The organism is Rhodanobacter koreensis, from assembly GCF_054782855.1.
Genome location: NZ_BAAGRR010000001.1, coordinates 1,233,188 through 1,249,890, shown reverse-complemented (window position 1 = coordinate 1,249,890; position 16,703 = coordinate 1,233,188). Strand labels below are relative to the sequence as shown.

Below are 16,703 nucleotides of genomic sequence, written 5' to 3'. Positions count from 1 at the left end.
CGGGAATTGAGCGATCTTGAAAAGCCCGCTTCGGCGGGCTTTTTTTCGCCTTGAACAAACCTGTCGCACCGTCGAACGGACGACGCGACAGGGATTGCGGGGTTCAGATCAAGCCGTGGCTCCGCAACAGGGCCTCAGGTTCCGGCTTCCTGCCGCGGAACGCAATGAAGCTTTCCAGCGCCGGCCGACTGGCACCGACGGCGAGAAACTCGTGGCGAAAGCGCTCGCCGGTGTCCCGGTCGATCACGCTGGCACCCTGCCCGGCCACTTCCTCGAATGCACCGAACGCATCGGCAGACAGCAGCTCGGCCCACAGATAGCTGTAGTAACCGGCCGCATAGCCGCCGGCGAAGATGTGGCTGAAGCCGTGCGGGAAGCGTTGCCACGCCGGCGGATGCAGCACCGCGACCTGCTTGCGCGCCTGCTCCAGCACTGCCAGCGTGCGTGCGCCCTGGGTGGGGTCGTATTCCAGGTGCAGCAGGAAATCGAACAGCGCAAATTCCAGCTGGCGCACCAGGAACAGGCCGGCATGGAAATGCCGCGCGGCGAGCATGCGTTCGAACAGTTCGTCGGGCAGCTTCTCGCCAGTCTGGTAGTGCTTCGCGAACAGATCGAGTGCCTGGCGATTCCAGCCGAAGTTCTCCATGAACTGGCTGGGCAGTTCCACCGCATCCCACTCGACCCCGTCGATGCCACCGATCGAGGGCAGCGCGATTTCGGTCAGCAGGTGGTGCAGACCATGACCGAACTCATGGAACAGGGTGAGCACGTCGTCGTGGGTGAGCAGCGCCGGCCTACCTTCGGTGGGCGGCGCGAAATTGCAGGTGAGGAAGGCCACCGGCAGCTGGGTCCCGGCACCTACGGAGTCGGCGCCGTCGTCGAAGCGGGCACGGCAGACGTCCATCCACGCGCCGCCACGCTTGCCGTTGCGCGCATACAGGTCGACGTAGGCGCCGGCGAACACGCGGCCATCGGCATCGCGCACGTCGTAGTAACGCACGTCCGGATGCCATACATCGACGCCATCACGGGCGGCGAGGGTGATCCCATACAGTTTTGTGGTGAGGCCGAACAGGCCGTCGATCACCGCAGGCAGCGGGAAATACGGTTTCAGCTGCTCCTCGTCCAGCGCGTACTGCTGCTGGCGCAGCTTCTCCGAGGCGTAGCCGACATCCCATGACTCGAGGTTGTCGAGCTTCAGTTCGTCATGGGCAAACTCGCGCAGCGTGGCCAGCTCCTGTTGCGCCACCGGTTTCGCGCGCATGGCCAGATCGCGCAGGAATTCCAGCACCTCGGCCGGCGAGTCGGCCATCTTGGTCGCCAGCGATTCTTCCGCCGCACTGGGAAAGCCGAGCAGCTGCGCCGCTTCGTGACGCAGCGCCATGATCTGCTCGATGCGCGCGCTATTGTCGAACTTGCCCGCGTTCGGGCCCTGGTCGGAGGCGCGGGTCTGGTACGCCCAGTACACCCGTTCACGCAGACCCCGGTTGTCGGCATAGGTCAGCACGGCTTGCACGCTGGGCTGCTTCAGCGTCACCAGATAGCCGGCCAGATCCTGATCCTCGGCGTACTGGCGCAGTACCGCGCGCCCGGATTCGGGGATGCCGGCGAGGTCGCGCTCGTCCGTGATGTGTTCGTGCCAAGCCTCGCTGGCGTCGAGCACGGCATTGGAGAATTCGGTGGAGAGCTTCGAAAGCTCCACCCCGATCTCGCGGAAGCGAGAGCGCGCCGGTTCTTCGAGCGCCACACCGGACAACTTGAAGTCACGCAATGCATGCTCGACCAGGGCGCGCTCGGGGCGCGGCAAGGTCGCGAAGTCCGGTGCATCGGCCAGTGCCTGCACGGCGGCGTACAACGCGCGGTTCTGGCCCAGTTCGATCGCGTGATCGGTGAGCTTTTCCTCGGCCGGTCCGTAGGCCTTGCGCAGGGCCTCGCCATCGGCCACCGAATGCAGATGCGAAACCGGCGCCCATGCACGCGCCAGCCGTTGCTCCAACCGTTCCTGGGTCAGCATCACCGTCGCGAAATCGCGTGGCGCACCCGGTGCTACCAGTGCATCGATGCCGGCGCGATAGTCGACGAGGATGGCGTCGATCGCCGGCTCGACATGCTCGGGACGGATCTGCGAGAACGCCGGCAGGGTGGCGTCGGCCAGCAGCGGATTGTCTTGGTTCATGGGATCTCCTTGAGGCCGCCAGCGTGGCAACCGCGCCCGCCGAAATCAAGCGGCCATGCGACCGGATGCCATGCCCCATGCCGCCCCGGTATCCGGCCAGGCCATGCCGTTTTGTCATGGATGGCACCGTAACCTTGCTGCCATGTCGCTATCGGATATCACCGAGCTGTTGGCGCGCAGTGCCATGTTTGCGCCACTGGATGCATCGGCACGTGAAGCGCTGGCCCATGAGCTCGTGTGGCTGGGCCTGCCTGGCGGACGACCGTTGTTCAAATCCGGCGAAGCGGCAGATGCGCTGTATCTGCTGAAGAGCGGCAGCCTCGGCGTGTTCGACGACGGGCCGACGGAGGAGGTGGCCGAACTGGTCCGGCTGATCGCGGCGGGAGAAAGCGTGGGCGCGGTCAGTCTGCTTGGCGGCGAGCGGCGCACCCGCACGGTACGCGCCTTGCGTGACTCCGAGCTGCTGCGGCTGGATCGCGCCGCCTTCGAGGCCCTGCTCGGGCGCCATCCGCATGCCATGCTGGCCGTGGCGCGGATGACGATCGAGCAACTGCAGCAGCGCGATCGTGATGCGACCCGGCCCGGGCTGCCGCGCACGTTTGCCATGCTGCCGATCGATCAGGCTGTGCCGGCGCGGGCACTGGCGATGCAGCTGGCGCAGGCGCTGGAAGCTTACGGCAGCTGCGCGGTGATCGACGGCGAGCAGGGCGCTGGCCGCAGCAGCGACTGGTTCGCCGAGCGCGAGGCACAGTTGCGTTTCGTGATCTACCTGGACGCCAGTGGCAATCCGCTATGGCGCCAGCGCTGCCTGCGCCAGGCCGATGTGCTGCTGTTGCCGGCACTGGCCGCGCAGCCGGCACGACCGTGGCCGGAGACCGCCCTGCTCGACCCGCAGCGTACCGGCCATCGTTCGCGACATCTGCTGTTGCTGCATGCCGGTCACCAGGCCAGCCTCGGTTCGGCACAGCGCTGGCGCGCACCGTTCAGCGGCGTGCTGCGCCATCACCACGTCTGCACCGGTGCCGATATCGCGCGGCTGGCACGACTGGTCAGCGGACATGGCCGCGGACTGGTGCTGGCCGGCGGCGGTGCCCGCGGGCTGGCGCATCTGGGCGTACTGCGCGCACTCCGCGAAGCGGGCCATGTCTTCGATGCCGTCGGCGGCACCAGCATCGGCGCGATCATCGGCGCCGGCATGGCCTGCGGCTGGGAACTCGATGTGATGACGGAAACCTTCCGTCGTGCATTCGTGCAGGGCCGACCGCTGTCGGACTGGACGTTGCCGCTGGTGGCAATGACACGCGGCCGACGAGCTTCGCTGATGCTGCAGCAGGCCTTCGGCGCGCTGGAGATCGAGGATCTGCCGCTGCCGTATTTCTGTGTTTCCACTCAATTGTCCGGCGGTGGCATGGCGATACACCGGCACGGTGCGCTGTGGCTGTGGCTGCGTGCCTCCAGTGCGATTCCCGGCGTGCTGCCACCGGTGCTGCATCAAGGCCGCGTCCATGTCGACGGCGCCCTGGTCAACAACCTGCCGACCGACGTGATGGCCGTCGACGGCATCGCCCATATCACCGCGCTGGATATACGCGCCGATATCGCCCTGCTCACCACCGCCGAGGAGTCGGCCACGCCGCCGCTGTGGCGGTTGCTGCTGCAGCAACGGCAGGACATCCGCCGGCCTGGCCTGGTCTCGACCCTGGTACGTGCCGGCATGGTCAACGGCGAGACGGCCAGCGAGCAGCGCCGCGAGCGCGCCGACCTGCTGATCACGCCGCCGCTGGAGCACATCGGCATGCTCGACTGGAAGGACTGGCAACGCGCGATCGATGCCGGCTACCGGCATGCGATCGAAGTGCTCGAGGCCCGCGCGCGCAACGCCGCGCCGGCCGCTACCATGCGCGAATGAATTCCCTGCGCAGCTTCAAGGGCATCACGCCCACCCTCGGCGAACGCGTCTACGTCGACCCGGCCGCCACCCTCATCGGCGACGTGGTGCTCGGCGACGACGTGTCGATCTGGCCCGGCACCGTGCTTCGCGGCGACGTGAACTACATCCGCGTCGGCGCCCGTACCAGCATCCAGGACGGCAGCATCGTGCACGTCGCCCACGCCGGCCCGTATGGCCCCGGCTTTCCGTGCCTGATCGGCACGGGCGTCACCATCGGCCACGCCGCGGTGGTGCATGCCTGCACGATCGAGGACTACTGCCTGATCGGCATGCACGCCAGCGTGCTCGACGGCGCGGTGGTGAAGAAGTACGGCTTCGTCGGCGCCGGAGCGCTGATTCCGCCGGGCAAGGTGGTCGGCGAGCGCGAGCTGTGGCTGGGCAACCCGGCGAAGTTCGTGCGCCTGCTCAGCGACCGCCAGATCGAGCAGCTGCATTACTCGGCCGACCATTACGTGCGACTCAAGGACGAGTACCTGGCCTCTGCTTGAGGGTGCCGCGACGCCTGTTTACATCCCTGCTGCGTGCCCGGCATTCGCCTGCTGGATGCGTTCGGCTTCCGCCTCGTGCCGTTTCGTTTCGATGTTGCGTGCCGCCGAGAGTTTGCCGCCGAGCAGGGCCAGCGTGAAGTTGGTGCTGTCGAACTCGCGCAGCAGATCAATCTCCCGCCGCGCTTCGTCCAGATCATTCTGGTTGATGGTGCGCTCGATTTCCTCCGCGGCACGCGGAAAGGATTCCCGCAAGGCTTCCTGCGCACCCCGGTTCTGCGGCTCCAGCTGCAGCACGCTGAGGTAGAACTCGTAGGCGTTGCTGCCCGCCGGCGCTACCAGGCGACCGTCGTGCATCGCATCGCGGGCCAGGCCGAGCAGGATGTGAGTACCGCTCTGCGCATCGTCACTCGATGCGTCTGCCGCACTACCGGATGGCGTGCCGGCAGCGACATTCGGTGAAGCGTTCGCCGTGGCGTAGCTGTACCAGAAGACGCCACCGCCAGCCACGATCACGAGCAGCAATGGAACGAGAACAAGCGCGTGGCGGCGCGACACGACGGAGAGAAAACGGAACATGACACCTGCTGCATGGGCTTTCGGCCGCACGCGGAAGATGCCGCAGTCGACACGCTCCCGGCGGATCCCGCCACGATAGCCGCGCCGTGTTTCAACCATGTGGCGGCGCAGCGCAGGCAGGTAGCCGTCGCCGCCAGCGCGGGCGGCGACGGCCCGATCCTCACCAACCCAGCATGGTGTTGCCGTTATCGGGCGAACCGTCCGGATGGGTGAACCAGTACACGCGATTCTGATGATCCGGGCAGCCCTTGCCGCTGTCATAGCTGGATACGGCACCACTGGCCGTGCCCACGTCACGGCGATAGCAACCGCCCAGCGAATCCTGGAACGCGAAGGTCTGCGCACTTTGCTGGCCGGTATGGCCGGTCACGTTTCCGCTGGCGTCGAAGTCCAGCGTATCGGCGCTGTCCACCGTATTGTTCACCTTGGCCGAATAGAGCGTGATGCCGAACAGCTCATGTTCGCCCCGCTTCGCATAATCCTGATGTGCCACCGTGGCAAGCGTGAAACTGCCGTCAGCCGCAAACTGCTCGTTGATGTCCAGATGCAGCGGATAACGCACACGCTCGCGGTATTCGCCAGTGACGAAACCGCCGACGCTGCTTTGGCTGACGCTGTCGGCCGAGGTCAGCTGGTCGGTTACCTGACGATACGTGGTGGCGTTGATGGTGAAACCCTGGGTGTCGGCAAAGCCCACCGTCTGTTCCACCTTGGTATGCACGCGACCGTGCGAGGTGTTGGCATAACCCTGGATGATGAAATGCCGGCTCAGGTTGGTGTTGATGTCGCCAGTGATGTTGCCGGAGGCATCGGTATTCAGGGTGTCGCTGATCGTCGGAGTCGGCGACTGGCCGACCAGCGTATTGCGCTCGATCTGTCCGCTGACCTGTTTCGCATGCGCATCCAGATAAACAAGCAGGCTGGCGGTGGCCGAGAAATAATTGCTGGCACCGGCCACGCTCACCGACACCTGATGCGGTGCACCGTTGCTGAGCACACCGGCAAACGGCGTGAGATCAACCCGGTATGGCATGAAATTCAGCGTCTGCACCCCCGGCGTGGGGCGCCACAGGTAAGGATCGATGCCACCGGTATAGATCCATGGATATACCGGGGCCACGCCCGCAGGCTGCCCGTCGATGCTGATCTCGGCCTCGCGGAAATTGCCACCGCCGCATTCCTGTACCTCGGCGGCATATTGATCGGGTACGCAGGTGTACCAGAATTCGTCGGCATTCTGGCTCTGCACGAACACATCGAGATAGGCGCGCTCGACATTGCGCGGCAGGCTGAGCGCCTTCATCAACTGGCTGCCGGAATTGTCCAGTTCGGTGGTGCTGCCCACCGGGTCGCTGCCAAGCGGATACACCGCATCCGGTGCGGATGCCGCTGGCGTGCGCGCAGAAACCGGGTAGAACAACAACCGTGCGCTGCCGGCGATCACTCCGGTGTAGGTGCTGTCGACCACGTTGCCGATGATCGCCTGGCCGTTGCCGGCCTGCCGCAACAAGGCACTGTAGTCAGTGAGGTCACGCTCGACATGCCAGCTCGGCGCCACCGCGGACGAAGGTTCCTCGGTGGTACCGAAGTACAGGTTCACGCCGCCCAGCCACAGCGTGGCGGTGCGGTCGTACTGACGTCCGGCGGTGACCGAGAAATCCGCCTCAAGTACCACCTTGGCCCAACGCGTGCCGCAACCGGCTGGTGGCGTATAGGCATAGGGCCGGGTGTTGAAATCGGTGAAGGTCTCGTTGCTGAACAGCTGCACCACGCAAGGTGTACCTGGCGGGCGCGGCACGGTGGGATCGGCCACCGTGACATTGGTCGAACCTACCGGACTGGTGCTGGCAGCGGCACCAAATGCGCTGCAGGCAAACGCCACAGAAAGCCCGGCGGTTGCCAGGCAACGACGGAAGAACCCCTTCGGCAACATGCGCGTATCCCCACGTGATGATGCCCCCTGTCCGTTTACGCTAGCACAGCGCAGCCGGGCCGAAATGGAGATGCCGTCAGCATTTTGGCCCCCGCCCGTAACGATGACTCAGGCGCAGGAAGTTGCCGTTTCCAGCATCGTGAGCCACGCCAGCGCGTGTGCACGGTCGCTGCCGCACATCGCCGGTTCGGCTTGCAGGCTGGCACACACCGCCGGCCGGCGCGGATCGCCGAAGATCGCGCAACGGTTGTCATGAGTGAGTTGCACGCAGCGGACGCCGGCCGGCTTGCCATCAGGCATGCCGGGAATGGGCGAACTGATCGACGGCGCGATGCAGCAGGCGCCACAGCCGGCTCGACAGGCCAGCATGCTCACGCGGTCTGCCGGCGCAGCAACTGATATACCGGCTCGGTATCCGGCCGCTGGCCATGCCACAGCTCGAACGCATCGGCGGCGGTTTCCACCAGCATGCCGAGGCCGTCGAACACGTAGCGTGCGCCGGCGGTCTTCGCCCAGCTCAGGAATCCGCTGGCCGCGATGCCATACGACAGGTCGTAGCAGAGCGCACGGGCGCCGACCAGCGAGAACGGCAGCTGCAGCGACGTGCCCAGCACCCCGGCCGAGGTAGCCTGGACGATCAGGTCGTAACTGCCGATGTCGGCCAGATCCTCCCAGTAACGGGTATGCGCCCGCGCCGGCTCGCCGATCGCATCGGCCAGTGCATCGGCAGCCTCCGGCGAACGGTTGACGATGGTCAGCGTATCCACGCCGGCATCCAGCAGGTTCCACGCCACGCCATGCGCGGCACCGCCGGCACCGAGCAGCAAGGCGGTGTGGCCGCGCAGATCGACGCCATGACGTTCGGTGATGTCGCGCACCATGCCGTCACCATCCGTGTTGTGCGCGGCCAGCCTGCCGTCGGCCAGCCGGGTCAGCACATTCGCACTGCCGGCGCGCGTGGCCGCCTCGCTGTGCTGGTCGGCCAGGGCGAAGGCCGCTGCCTTGTGCGGCAGCGTGACGTTCGCGCCGCGACCGCCATCACCGAAGAAACGTCGCACCGCCGTGACGAAGTCGGCGGGTACCGCGTCGATCATGCGGTATTCCAGAGCGATACCGAACTGCTGTGCGAAAGCATGGTGGATCTGCGGCGACCGGCTGTGGCTGATCGGATGGCCAAACACGGCGAACTGGGCTGGATCCACGTGGTTTCCCTGTGATGATGGCTGGCGTGCAGACACGCATTCTACAAGCCATGACGGTCGGGGCCTTCATCCACACCCAGGTCGCAGTCCGTGAGATGGGTGCATCGCAGGATGCCGCCATCCCTCACCGAACGGATACGCCAGATGCGCCCGCAGACACCTCATGCCTCACGTCACGCACACCTGCTTGCCGCCGCCCTGCTGTGGCTGCTGGGCGGCAGCCTCTTGCTGTTGAGCACCGTGGTTCCTGTACGTACCGCGCTGCTCGGCTGGACACCGGCGTTCTGGCTGGTCGGTGCACCGCTGACCGTGCTGCTGGTGCTGGAACCGTCGCTGCCGCGTCAGTTGCTGGCGTGGCGCCGGTCGCGGCGACGCGTGCAGCACGACGTTGTGTGGCATTGAGGCTTGCCTCCTGCGCGCAGGGCTATCCGCCACGGCTTCAGCCGGTGATGCCCTGCCGCTTGCGCTCCATCCGGCGCAGGAATTCCTGCATGATCTGCAGATACAGCCCGTCGCCCAGATGGGCGTCCTCGACGCCGGCATCGATCGACGGATTGTCGTTGACCTCGATCACCACCGGCTTGTTGCCGACCTGCTTGAGGTCGACGCCGTAGAGTCCGTCGCCGATCGGCTGGGTCGCTTTCAGCGCCAGCTTGATCACCTCGGCCGGCGCCTCGCTCACCGCGATCGTCTCGAAGCCGCCGGACTTCGCGGTGCCCTTGGCGCCATGGTTGTAGATCTGCCAGTGGCCGCGCGACATGTAGTACTTGCACGCGTACAGCGGCTCGCGGTTGAGCACGCCCACGCGCCAGTCGAACTCGGTGTAGACGTATTCCTGCGCCAGTAGCAGGGCACTGTGCTGGAACAGTTCGCCGGCGGCCTGCTCCAGCGCCTTTTCGCTTTCCACCTTGACCACGCCGCGCGAGAACGAGCCGTCGGGAATCTTCAGCACCAGCGGGAAGCCGAGCTTGGCGACGACTTCCTTCATGCCCTTGCTGTCGTCGCGGTAGAGGATCTCGGTGCGCGGCACGGCGAGCTTGCGCGACACCATCAGGTCGTTGAGGAAGATCTTGTTGGTACAGCGCAGGATCGAGGTGGGATCGTCGATCACCACCATGCCTTCCTTCTCTGCGCGATGCGCGAAGCGGTAGGTGTGGTTGTCGCTGGCGGTGGTCTCGCGGATGAACAGGCCGTCGTATTCGGCGAGGCGCTGGTAGTCGTTCTTGCCGATCGGATCGACCTCGATGCCGAGCTGCTTGCCGGCGGCGATGAAGGCTTTCAGCGCCTTCTTGTTCGACGGCGGCATCTGTTCGGCCGGATCGACCAGCATCGCGATGTCGTAGCGGTACAGCTTGCGCGCACGCGGCTTGCGCCACAGCTTCTTGGAGAAGCGGTCGAGTTCCTCGGCGAACGCATCCTCCTGCGCATCGTCCAGCGTCTGCAGGCCGACCGGCTTGATCGAGCTGACCTGCCACACGCGGTCGCGCTCGAACTCGATCCGCAGCAGCGGGCAGGGGAACGACTCGAACACCTGGCGCGACAGATCCTGCAACGCCGGATAGGCGGTCTCGCCGAAATAGACCAGGATGCCGAAGTCGGTGGTGTCGCGGCCGCCGGCTGGCAGGAAGTGGGTCAGCTTCTGGTTGAGGTCGTTGATATCCACGCCGTACAGCGAGCGCCGGCGCAGGTCGTTCACCGTGCGTACCGACGGCATCACCTTGTGTCCGCGCGCCTCGGCCAGCAGTGACACGTAGTAGCCGGTGCCCAGGTATTTGTAGCTGCGGCACAGGTTGATCACGTGGGTGCGTTCGTCGTCGCCGCCGACCGGCTCGCGCAGGTAGTCCATCGCGCTCATGACGTCGACGGAGGGGTAGTACGAACTCCAGTCGGAGGCTTTTTCGACAACGATGACCAGACGGGTCATGGCACCACTCAGGTGATCCAGCTATGGCGGAGATGCCCTGCGAATGGTGCGGCGGGACACGCAAGGCGCGCAGTTTGGCACAGGGCCTGCCCTGCACAAGGCCTGCCTTACATAAGGGTGAAGCGCTGAAGCCTGAATAAACGGCATCGAGCGTGATCGAGCCGTGCCAGAAAACACGAGTGTTGCATGGCACCGGCTGCTAGAGTCCGCGCGTGCTGATTACCCCCGCTCACCTGCTGTACGACTCTCGCCGGAAGGAACCCGAAAGCATGCATCCACTTCCTGCGAGCGCCAGCGTGCGCGTGCGCCGCGCCGAATTGTCCGACCTGGATGATCTGGTGACACTGGAGGAAAGCAGCTTCGACACCGATCGGCTCAGCCGCGCGCAATACCGCCGGCACCTGGACAGCGACTCCGCGCTGGTGCTGGTGGCCAGCGCCAATCACCGCAACTTCCTCGGCACCGCGGTGGTGTTCTTCCGCAAGGGCAGCCGCGTGGCACGACTTTATTCGATCGCCAGCAAGCCGGAGGCGCGCGGCAAGGGCGTCGGTGCCGCCCTGCTGGAAGCCATCGAGGCAGCGGCCCGCCAGCGTCGCTGCAACGCCGTGCGGCTGGAAGTGCGCGACGACAACGCCGGTGCGGTACGCCTGTATGAACGCCACGGCTACCGGCATATCGGCCACTACCAGCATTACTACCAGGATGGCACCCATGCCTGGCGCTACGAGAAATCGCTGGACTGAGGGATCGCTGGACTGAAGCAGCCCGGTCGATGCCATACGCCACGCGAAGGGCGGTACCGGGCTTATAATGTCGCCGCGATTCGGGGAATAGTGGGGTATCGCGGTACCGCGTCCTGTCTTGTGAGCTTTCCCGATGTCCGTCCGCATCCTCTCTTTTGCAACCGCGCTGACCCTGGCACTGGCCGGCTGTGCAACCAGCCGTGGCCTGCATCCCGATGGCCAGCTGACCGACCCGCAGCATCTCGCCATCGAGCACAGCCTGGCCGGCATCCAGCTCACCCCGGCAGCATGGCCGGCGCAGGACTGGTGGGTCGGTCTGGGCGATCCGCAACTGTCGACCTTGATCGACGAAGCGCTGAGGAACAATCCCGGGCTGGCGGCCGCCGATGCGCTGGCGAAGCTGGCACAGGCTCAAGTCCAGGGCGCCAACGCGGCCCGCGGCCCGCAGGTGGATGCGAATCTGGCGGCGTCCGGCGTGCGACTGTCCAGCAAGGATTACAGTTATCCGATCGAGGATCTGGGCACGTTTGCCTGGGCCAAATCGGCTACGCTCGATTTTTCCTGGGGGCTGGACCTGTGGGGCGGCAAGCGCGCCGCGTGGGAGGCCGCGCTGGGGCGCAGCCGTGCCGCCGAGATCGATGCCCATGCCGCGCGCATCCAGCTGTCGGTGAACGTGGCACGCGCCTATATCCAGCTTGGTTATGCGTTCGCCCAGCAGGACGTGGCCGACGCGGAATTGCAGCGCACCGGCAAGGTGCTCGCGCTGGCTCGCCGTTATCTCGCCGCCGGCCTGGGCACACCGCAGCAACTGCATCAGGCCGACTTCGCCGTGGCCAGCGCCGAACAGCAGAAAGCCCAGGCCGAGCGCGCGATCGATGCGATGCGCAGCAGCCTGTCGGTGCTGCTTGGCCAAGGTCCCGACCGCGGCCTGCAGATCGCGCGGCCACACTTGCTGACGCCGCTCGATCTCGCGCTGCCGGACAACCTGCCAGTGAACCTGATCGGTCGCCGCGCCGATCTGGTGGCGGCGCGCTGGCGTGTCGAGGCTGCCGGCAAGGAGATCGAGGCGGCCAAGACCACCTTCCTGCCGAACATCAGCCTCAGCGCGATGGCCGGTTTCGTCGCGGTGGGCGACAGCACCAGCCTGTTCCAGCTGCCGGCCCGCACCTACGGCATCACCCCGGCGCTGAGCCTGCCGATCTTCGATGGCGGCCGGCGACGGGCGAACCTGGCGGCGACCGACGCCGGTTACGACCACGCGGTGGCGCAATACGACACAACCCTCATCCACGCGGTCAATGAAGTCTCCGATGACTACTCCGCGCTCAAGTCGATGCGCACCCAGCTCGCCGCCGAACAGCGTGCGCAACAGGATGCCCGGCAGGCCTGGAACGATGCGTTGAAACTCTACAAGGGTGGCCTGGGCAGCTCGCTGGAAACACTGGTCGCCCGTCAGCAACTGCTCGCCGCCGACCAGCGCATGGCGGCTCTGGACAGTCAGCAGATGGATCTTTCGGTGCAGCTGATCCAGGCGCTTGGCGGCGGCTACGACACGGCGGCTCCGGCATCGGCGCCAGCCGCGGGCACCGATGCCGTCAAAACGAGTTCCACCAGCACGCCATCAGGTCGCTAAAACAACGATCCCGCCATTGCGGGCGGGATCGTCCACGCGTTGTTGCAGCAATCAGTGGTGGTTTGCTGCCTCGGCGGCCATCTTGAGTTCACGGCTGGCCTGGTCGAGCAGATCCTTGGCCTTTGCCGCATGACCGTCCATATCCCATTCGTTGGCCTGCTGCGCATCGGTAATGCGCTTGAACGCCTGGTCGGTCAGGCGCTGCGCGGCGGCGATATTCGGATGGTGCCGTGCGCTGACATCGCGCACCGGCGGTGCCGCGAACGCGGCGGTGGCGGCCAATGCAAGACCGGCAATCACTACGATGGACTGCATACGCTTCATGCTGCTCTCCTGGTTGAGTTTGGCTCGACGAGCCCGCCCCGGTTGCAATCGTGTTCGAGCTGGCACGGGACTCCCCCCATGCATGCCAGGCGACCGGGCAGACTGCCGCGCAAATCTAACAGTGCGATCCGATGCCGCGATGGCTCAAGTTCCTGCGATTTATCTGCAGTTGGGCATCATCGCCACCGGTGCCAGTACACCTGCTCAACCGCCGAATCGGGAGCCGATCCGCTGCGCAGTGGCGTCATCCGGCCGCGCCACCAGCGCACCGGTGCGCATCAGGCTGATGCTGTAATGGCCCTGATCCACCAGTGGCAGGAACGCGCCGCTGCCGTAAACAGTGTCCACTTCGGGCAGCCATTGCGGATATCGCTTGCTGAGCGTGAGCAGATCGAAGGCGCTCGCCTCACCACCCAGGTTGATCACGGTACGCGGCGCGCTGGCCTCCTGTGCCGGATCGTCATACCGGCCGGACAGCCGGTCGAGCCGGTACAGCGGCGGCAGGCCGGCCAGCAACGCGGGCAGTTTCCACTTCAGCACCACTGCCTCGACCCGCCAGTCGTCACCGGACAGCTGCACCTGCTGCAGGCCACCATCCGGCCAGCTCAGGGCAAGCGCCCAGCGCTGTGGCGACAGGATGCGCGCATCGATATCGACCACCGGGGTTTCCTCGCTGAGCAGCCGATAGCCGCGCAGTGCGAAGCCGGTACCGGCCAGCAGCAGGGTGACGGCGAAGCAGAGCAGGCACAGCAGTGCACGCCAGCTGGCTGCGAGCCGGCGACCGCGATGCAGGTGCCGGCGCAACACCACCAGCTGCACCAGCGTGATCAGCAGGAAGACGGCGGCCAGCACCAGCAGCACCGTCATCGGCATGCGCAACAGCGTGCTCCAGTCCATCGTGTCGTACCTCGTTGCCTCGGCGTGCGATCAGACAAGCATCATAACGGCGATGGCCCGGCGCTGCGGCCGATTCAGCCGGCCTCGCTATACTGCAGCCGTCCACAGGAAACCTCGCCATGCGCCCATCCCTCTTGCTGCTGCCGTTCTGCCTTGTTGCCGCCCTGCTTGCCGGCTGCGGCCAGAAGGGCCCGCTGGTGCTGCCACCAGCCAGGCCGGCCACGGCATCGAGCACGGCAAAACCTCATGTGACGGCGCCAGCTCCGGCGACCAGCACCGCAGCATCGACCAACGACCAGCACTGATCGCAACCGCACCATGCAGCTGCGCTTTTCGAAAATGCATGGCATCGGCAACGACTTTGTCGTGCTGGATTGTCGGCAGCGTGCATTCCCGCTGGATTCCGCGCAGATTCGTGCGCTGGGTGACCGGCATACCGGGGTGGGTTTCGACCAGCTGCTGAGCGTGGAGGCTGCACGCGATCCGTCCTGTGCGTTCTATTACGGCATCTGGAATGCCGACGGCTCGCCGTCGGGCCAGTGCGGCAATGGCGTGCGTTGCGTTGCGGCGTGGCTGCATCGCGCCGGTGCACTGTCGCTCGGCGACAACGTCAGGATCGAAAGCCCGTCCGGCCCGGTGACAGTACGCCTGCTTGGTGCACACGAGATCACCGTGGACATGGGCGAGCCGATCTTCGAACCGGTGCGGATTCCGTTTGCAGCCGCAGCGGCAGTCGATCGCTACGACATCCGCGCAGGCGACGACATGCTGGAAATCGGTGCGGTGTCGATGGGCAATCCGCATGCCGTGGTGGTCGTGCATGACCTGACCGATCCCGGGCTGCAACAACTTGGCCCCTTGCTTTCCACACATGAACACTTCGCCCAGGGCGCCAACGCGGGTTTCGTGCAACCACGCGATCGCACCCATTTGAGCCTGCGCGTGCACGAGCGCGGCGCGGGCTGGACGCTGGCCTGCGGCACGGGTGCCTGCGCGGCGATGGCGGTGCTGCATCAGCGTGGCGAAGTTGACGATTCGGTGACCGTCGAGCTGCCCGGCGGCACACTGCAGATCGACTGGGCGGGCCCCGGCCACGCGCTGTGGATGACCGGGCCGGCCGCGTTCGCGTTCGAGGGTGAATGGACCATTCCGGTGGACGGGAGCTGACACGGCGGTTGATGCGCGCCCGCGTCCATCGCACACTCCAGCCTGACGGCACGCCTACCCACGTGCCCCGCCACGGTTCGAGGACACCCGCGCATGACCGCAACCCTGCTTGACGACGCCACCCAGGCCCGCGTGGTCGCCGCCTATCTGAAGCGCCATCCGGAATTTCTCAGCGAATATCCCGAGCTGGCAGCGAAACTGACGATGCCGCGCGAGCAGGGCCCGGTGTCGTCGCTGGCGGTGTATCAGTTGCAGAGCCTGCGCGACAAGAACACCGAGCTGGAGCGCCGGCTGGCCGAGCTGATCGAGATAGCCGCCGAGAACGAGAAGCTGATGGAGCGCGTGCACGCGCTCACCGTGGCATTGCTGCGCGCAAACACGATGGAGGTCACCGCGCGCAGCATCGTCGCCAAGCTCAGCGCGGATTTCCACACCGAGCAAGTGCGCCTGCTGCTGTTTGGCGACGAGCCGCAATTGCCACGCGCCGAATGGCTGCAACAGATTCCGGGAGGAGCCGACGAGCTGCCGGAATTTGCCGAATTCCTGCACAACAACGAACCGGTCTCCGGGCGCCTTTCCAGCGAAAAGCTCACCCGGCTGTTCGGCCCCGACGCCGGACAGATCCGCTCGGTGGCGATGATGCGGCTGGGTGACTCCGGCATCCTGGCCATCGGCAGCCACGATGCGGATCGCTTCCAGCCGGGTATGGGCACGCTGTTCCTGAAAATGATCGCCGCCACCATCACCGCCGCCCTGGCGCGTGCGCGGGATGTCTCCTGAGTCACCATGACACCTGAGCAACAGGTCGACCGCTGGCTCGACCGCCTGACCGGCGAGCGACATGCCTCGCCACACACGGTCGCCGGTTACCGTCGCGACCTGGTCAAGCTGCTGCGTTTCATGCAGGCGCAACAGCTGGCCTCGTTCGACGCGCTGGATGCGAACCTGATGCGCAGCTTCATCGCTGGCGAACATCGCGCCGGCCTCGCGCCGAAAAGCCTTCAACGCTTGCTGTCGTCCTGCCGCAGCCTGTTCCGCCAGCTCAATCGCGAAGGCCAGCTGGCCAGCGATCCGCTCCTCGGCGTGCGCGGCCCCAAGGTGCGTCGCAAGCTGCCACAGGTGCTCGACGTGGACGAGGCCGGCGCGCTGGTCGAAACCGACAGCGGCGGCAAGCTGGCCGCGCGCGACCGCGCGATGCTGGAGCTGTTTTATTCCAGCGGACTGCGCCTGTCCGAACTGGTCGGCCTGCGCTGGATCGACCTGGATCTCGACGGCGGCGAAGTGCGCGTGCTCGGCAAGGGCGGCAAGACCCGCATCGTGCCGGTTGGCCGCCACGCGATCGCCGCGCTGCGCGCGCTTGGCGCGCAGCAGGGCATGCAGGCGGACAGCGCCGTCTTCCGCGGTCGCGGCAGCGCGCCGATCAACCCGCGCACGGTGCAGTTGCGCATGAAAACCTTGGCACTGCAGCAAGGCATCCCGAAGCACATCCATCCGCACCTGCTGCGACATACCTTCGCCAGCCACATGCTGGAATCCTCCGGCGACCTGCGCGCGGTGCAGGAACTGCTCGGCCATGCCGATATCGCCACCACGCAGATCTATACCCACCTGGATTTCCAGCACCTCGCCAAGGTGTACGACGCCGCACATCCGCGCGCGCGGCGCAAATGAGTACGGTCGGACCACGCT

The 16,703-nt window shown here is 66.0% G+C and carries 17 protein-coding genes; 9 read left to right on the top strand and 8 right to left on the bottom strand.

Translation table 11 applies throughout. The features are described 5' to 3' along the window. Nucleotides 1–103: 103 nt before the first annotated feature. Nucleotides 104–2,176, bottom strand: a complete 2,073-nt coding sequence (locus tag ACYVKM_RS05220) for a M3 family metallopeptidase (RefSeq protein WP_460876321.1) — start codon at nucleotides 2,174–2,176, stop codon at nucleotides 104–106. Nucleotides 2,177–2,318: 142 nt separating this feature from the next. Here ACYVKM_RS05220 and ACYVKM_RS05215 point away from each other — a divergent pair, with 142 nt between their 5' ends. Both ACYVKM_RS05215 and ACYVKM_RS05210 read left to right on the top strand, forming a co-directional pair. Beyond that, nucleotides 2,319–4,085, top strand: coding sequence for a patatin-like phospholipase family protein (locus ACYVKM_RS05215; RefSeq protein WP_460876320.1), 1,767 nt, complete (start codon nucleotides 2,319–2,321; stop codon nucleotides 4,083–4,085). Beyond that, nucleotides 4,082–4,615 carry a gamma carbonic anhydrase family protein gene (locus tag ACYVKM_RS05210; protein ID WP_460876318.1) on the top strand — a complete coding sequence of 178 codons (534 nt, stop codon included), beginning with the start codon at nucleotides 4,082–4,084 and terminating at the stop codon, nucleotides 4,613–4,615. The genes ACYVKM_RS05215 and ACYVKM_RS05210 overlap by 4 nt, the downstream gene beginning before the upstream one ends. Before the next feature lie 18 nt (nucleotides 4,616–4,633). Here the strand turns inward: ACYVKM_RS05210 and ACYVKM_RS05205 are convergent, their stop codons facing one another. The 4 genes from ACYVKM_RS05205 to aroE all read right to left on the bottom strand — a co-directional run bounded on the left by ACYVKM_RS05205 (nucleotide 4,634) and on the right by aroE (nucleotide 8,326). Next, a complete protein-coding gene (locus ACYVKM_RS05205) occupies nucleotides 4,634–5,191 on the bottom strand; it encodes an energy transducer TonB (RefSeq protein ID WP_460876317.1) in 558 nt (185 codons plus the stop codon). Nucleotides 5,192–5,351: 160 nt separating this feature from the next. Next, a complete protein-coding gene (locus tag ACYVKM_RS05200) occupies nucleotides 5,352–7,124 on the bottom strand; it encodes a peptide-N4-asparagine amidase (protein ID WP_460876316.1) in 1,773 nt (590 codons plus the stop codon). A gap of 108 nt (nucleotides 7,125–7,232) precedes the next feature. Beyond that, a complete protein-coding gene (locus ACYVKM_RS05195) occupies nucleotides 7,233–7,493 on the bottom strand; it encodes a YkgJ family cysteine cluster protein (RefSeq protein ID WP_460876542.1) in 261 nt (86 codons plus the stop codon). A gap of 2 nt (nucleotides 7,494–7,495) precedes the next feature. After that, nucleotides 7,496–8,326 carry a shikimate dehydrogenase gene (gene aroE, locus ACYVKM_RS05190; RefSeq protein WP_460876314.1) on the bottom strand — a complete coding sequence of 277 codons (831 nt, stop codon included), beginning with the start codon at nucleotides 8,324–8,326 and terminating at the stop codon, nucleotides 7,496–7,498. Between the two features lie 111 nt (nucleotides 8,327–8,437). Here aroE and ACYVKM_RS05185 point away from each other — a divergent pair, with 111 nt between their 5' ends. Continuing rightward, nucleotides 8,438–8,728, top strand: coding sequence for a hypothetical protein (locus ACYVKM_RS05185; RefSeq protein ID WP_460876312.1), 291 nt, complete (start codon nucleotides 8,438–8,440; stop codon nucleotides 8,726–8,728). A gap of 37 nt (nucleotides 8,729–8,765) precedes the next feature. Here the strand turns inward: ACYVKM_RS05185 and ACYVKM_RS05180 are convergent, their stop codons facing one another. Then, nucleotides 8,766–10,250 (bottom strand): RimK family protein, encoded by a 1,485-nt coding sequence (locus tag ACYVKM_RS05180; protein ID WP_460876311.1) that lies wholly within the window; start codon nucleotides 10,248–10,250, stop codon nucleotides 8,766–8,768. 269 nt (nucleotides 10,251–10,519) lie between these two features. Between ACYVKM_RS05180 and ACYVKM_RS05175 the strand changes: the two genes are divergently transcribed. Continuing rightward, nucleotides 10,520–10,993 (top strand): GNAT family N-acetyltransferase, encoded by a 474-nt coding sequence (locus ACYVKM_RS05175; protein ID WP_460876309.1) that lies wholly within the window; start codon nucleotides 10,520–10,522, stop codon nucleotides 10,991–10,993. Between the two features lie 133 nt (nucleotides 10,994–11,126). After that, complete coding sequence (locus ACYVKM_RS05170; protein ID WP_460876307.1) at nucleotides 11,127–12,626, top strand: efflux transporter outer membrane subunit; 1,500 nt, start codon at nucleotides 11,127–11,129, stop codon at nucleotides 12,624–12,626. A gap of 51 nt (nucleotides 12,627–12,677) precedes the next feature. Here ACYVKM_RS05170 and ACYVKM_RS05165 read toward each other — a convergent pair whose 3' ends face one another. Both ACYVKM_RS05165 and ACYVKM_RS05160 read right to left on the bottom strand, forming a co-directional pair. Beyond that, nucleotides 12,678–12,950: a hypothetical protein gene (locus ACYVKM_RS05165; RefSeq protein ID WP_460876306.1), complete on the bottom strand. Its 273-nt coding sequence runs from the start codon at nucleotides 12,948–12,950 to the stop codon at nucleotides 12,678–12,680. Nucleotides 12,951–13,154: 204 nt separating this feature from the next. Continuing rightward, nucleotides 13,155–13,847 carry a hypothetical protein gene (locus tag ACYVKM_RS05160; RefSeq protein ID WP_460876304.1) on the bottom strand — a complete coding sequence of 231 codons (693 nt, stop codon included), beginning with the start codon at nucleotides 13,845–13,847 and terminating at the stop codon, nucleotides 13,155–13,157. Between the two features lie 119 nt (nucleotides 13,848–13,966). Between ACYVKM_RS05160 and lptM the strand changes: the two genes are divergently transcribed. From lptM to xerC, 4 genes are all read left to right on the top strand, one after another. After that, the gene (lptM, locus tag ACYVKM_RS05155; protein WP_460876302.1) at nucleotides 13,967–14,152 is read left to right on the top strand and encodes an LPS translocon maturation chaperone LptM; all 186 of its coding nucleotides are present in this window, start codon (nucleotides 13,967–13,969) and stop codon (nucleotides 14,150–14,152) included. A gap of 13 nt (nucleotides 14,153–14,165) precedes the next feature. Beyond that, nucleotides 14,166–15,014 carry a diaminopimelate epimerase gene (dapF, locus tag ACYVKM_RS05150; RefSeq protein ID WP_460876300.1) on the top strand — a complete coding sequence of 283 codons (849 nt, stop codon included), beginning with the start codon at nucleotides 14,166–14,168 and terminating at the stop codon, nucleotides 15,012–15,014. Nucleotides 15,015–15,107: 93 nt separating this feature from the next. Further along, complete coding sequence (locus ACYVKM_RS05145; protein WP_460876298.1) at nucleotides 15,108–15,794, top strand: DUF484 family protein; 687 nt, start codon at nucleotides 15,108–15,110, stop codon at nucleotides 15,792–15,794. A gap of 6 nt (nucleotides 15,795–15,800) precedes the next feature. Beyond that, nucleotides 15,801–16,685 (top strand): tyrosine recombinase XerC, encoded by an 885-nt coding sequence (gene xerC, locus ACYVKM_RS05140; RefSeq protein ID WP_460876297.1) that lies wholly within the window; start codon nucleotides 15,801–15,803, stop codon nucleotides 16,683–16,685. Nucleotides 16,686–16,703: the final 18 nt, after the last annotated feature.

Coding starts and splice junctions, on each gene's coding strand:
- ACYVKM_RS05220 (WP_460876321.1), bottom strand. CDS start 2,176: ATGAACCAAGACAATCCGCTGCTGGCCGACGCCACCCTGCCGGCGTTC.
- ACYVKM_RS05215 (WP_460876320.1), top strand. CDS start 2,319: ATGTCGCTATCGGATATCACCGAGCTGTTGGCGCGCAGTGCCATGTTT.
- ACYVKM_RS05210 (WP_460876318.1), top strand. CDS start 4,082: ATGAATTCCCTGCGCAGCTTCAAGGGCATCACGCCCACCCTCGGCGAA.
- ACYVKM_RS05205 (WP_460876317.1), bottom strand. CDS start 5,191: ATGTTCCGTTTTCTCTCCGTCGTGTCGCGCCGCCACGCGCTTGTTCTC.
- ACYVKM_RS05200 (WP_460876316.1), bottom strand. CDS start 7,124: ATGTTGCCGAAGGGGTTCTTCCGTCGTTGCCTGGCAACCGCCGGGCTT.
- ACYVKM_RS05195 (WP_460876542.1), bottom strand. CDS start 7,493: ATGCTGGCCTGTCGAGCCGGCTGTGGCGCCTGCTGCATCGCGCCGTCG.
- ACYVKM_RS05185 (WP_460876312.1), top strand. CDS start 8,438: ATGCCGCCATCCCTCACCGAACGGATACGCCAGATGCGCCCGCAGACA.
- ACYVKM_RS05180 (WP_460876311.1), bottom strand. CDS start 10,250: ATGACCCGTCTGGTCATCGTTGTCGAAAAAGCCTCCGACTGGAGTTCG.
- ACYVKM_RS05175 (WP_460876309.1), top strand. CDS start 10,520: ATGCATCCACTTCCTGCGAGCGCCAGCGTGCGCGTGCGCCGCGCCGAA.
- ACYVKM_RS05170 (WP_460876307.1), top strand. CDS start 11,127: ATGTCCGTCCGCATCCTCTCTTTTGCAACCGCGCTGACCCTGGCACTG.
- ACYVKM_RS05165 (WP_460876306.1), bottom strand. CDS start 12,950: ATGAAGCGTATGCAGTCCATCGTAGTGATTGCCGGTCTTGCATTGGCC.
- ACYVKM_RS05160 (WP_460876304.1), bottom strand. CDS start 13,847: ATGGACTGGAGCACGCTGTTGCGCATGCCGATGACGGTGCTGCTGGTG.
- lptM (WP_460876302.1), top strand. CDS start 13,967: ATGCGCCCATCCCTCTTGCTGCTGCCGTTCTGCCTTGTTGCCGCCCTG.
- dapF (WP_460876300.1), top strand. CDS start 14,166: ATGCAGCTGCGCTTTTCGAAAATGCATGGCATCGGCAACGACTTTGTC.
- ACYVKM_RS05145 (WP_460876298.1), top strand. CDS start 15,108: ATGACCGCAACCCTGCTTGACGACGCCACCCAGGCCCGCGTGGTCGCC.
- xerC (WP_460876297.1), top strand. CDS start 15,801: ATGACACCTGAGCAACAGGTCGACCGCTGGCTCGACCGCCTGACCGGC.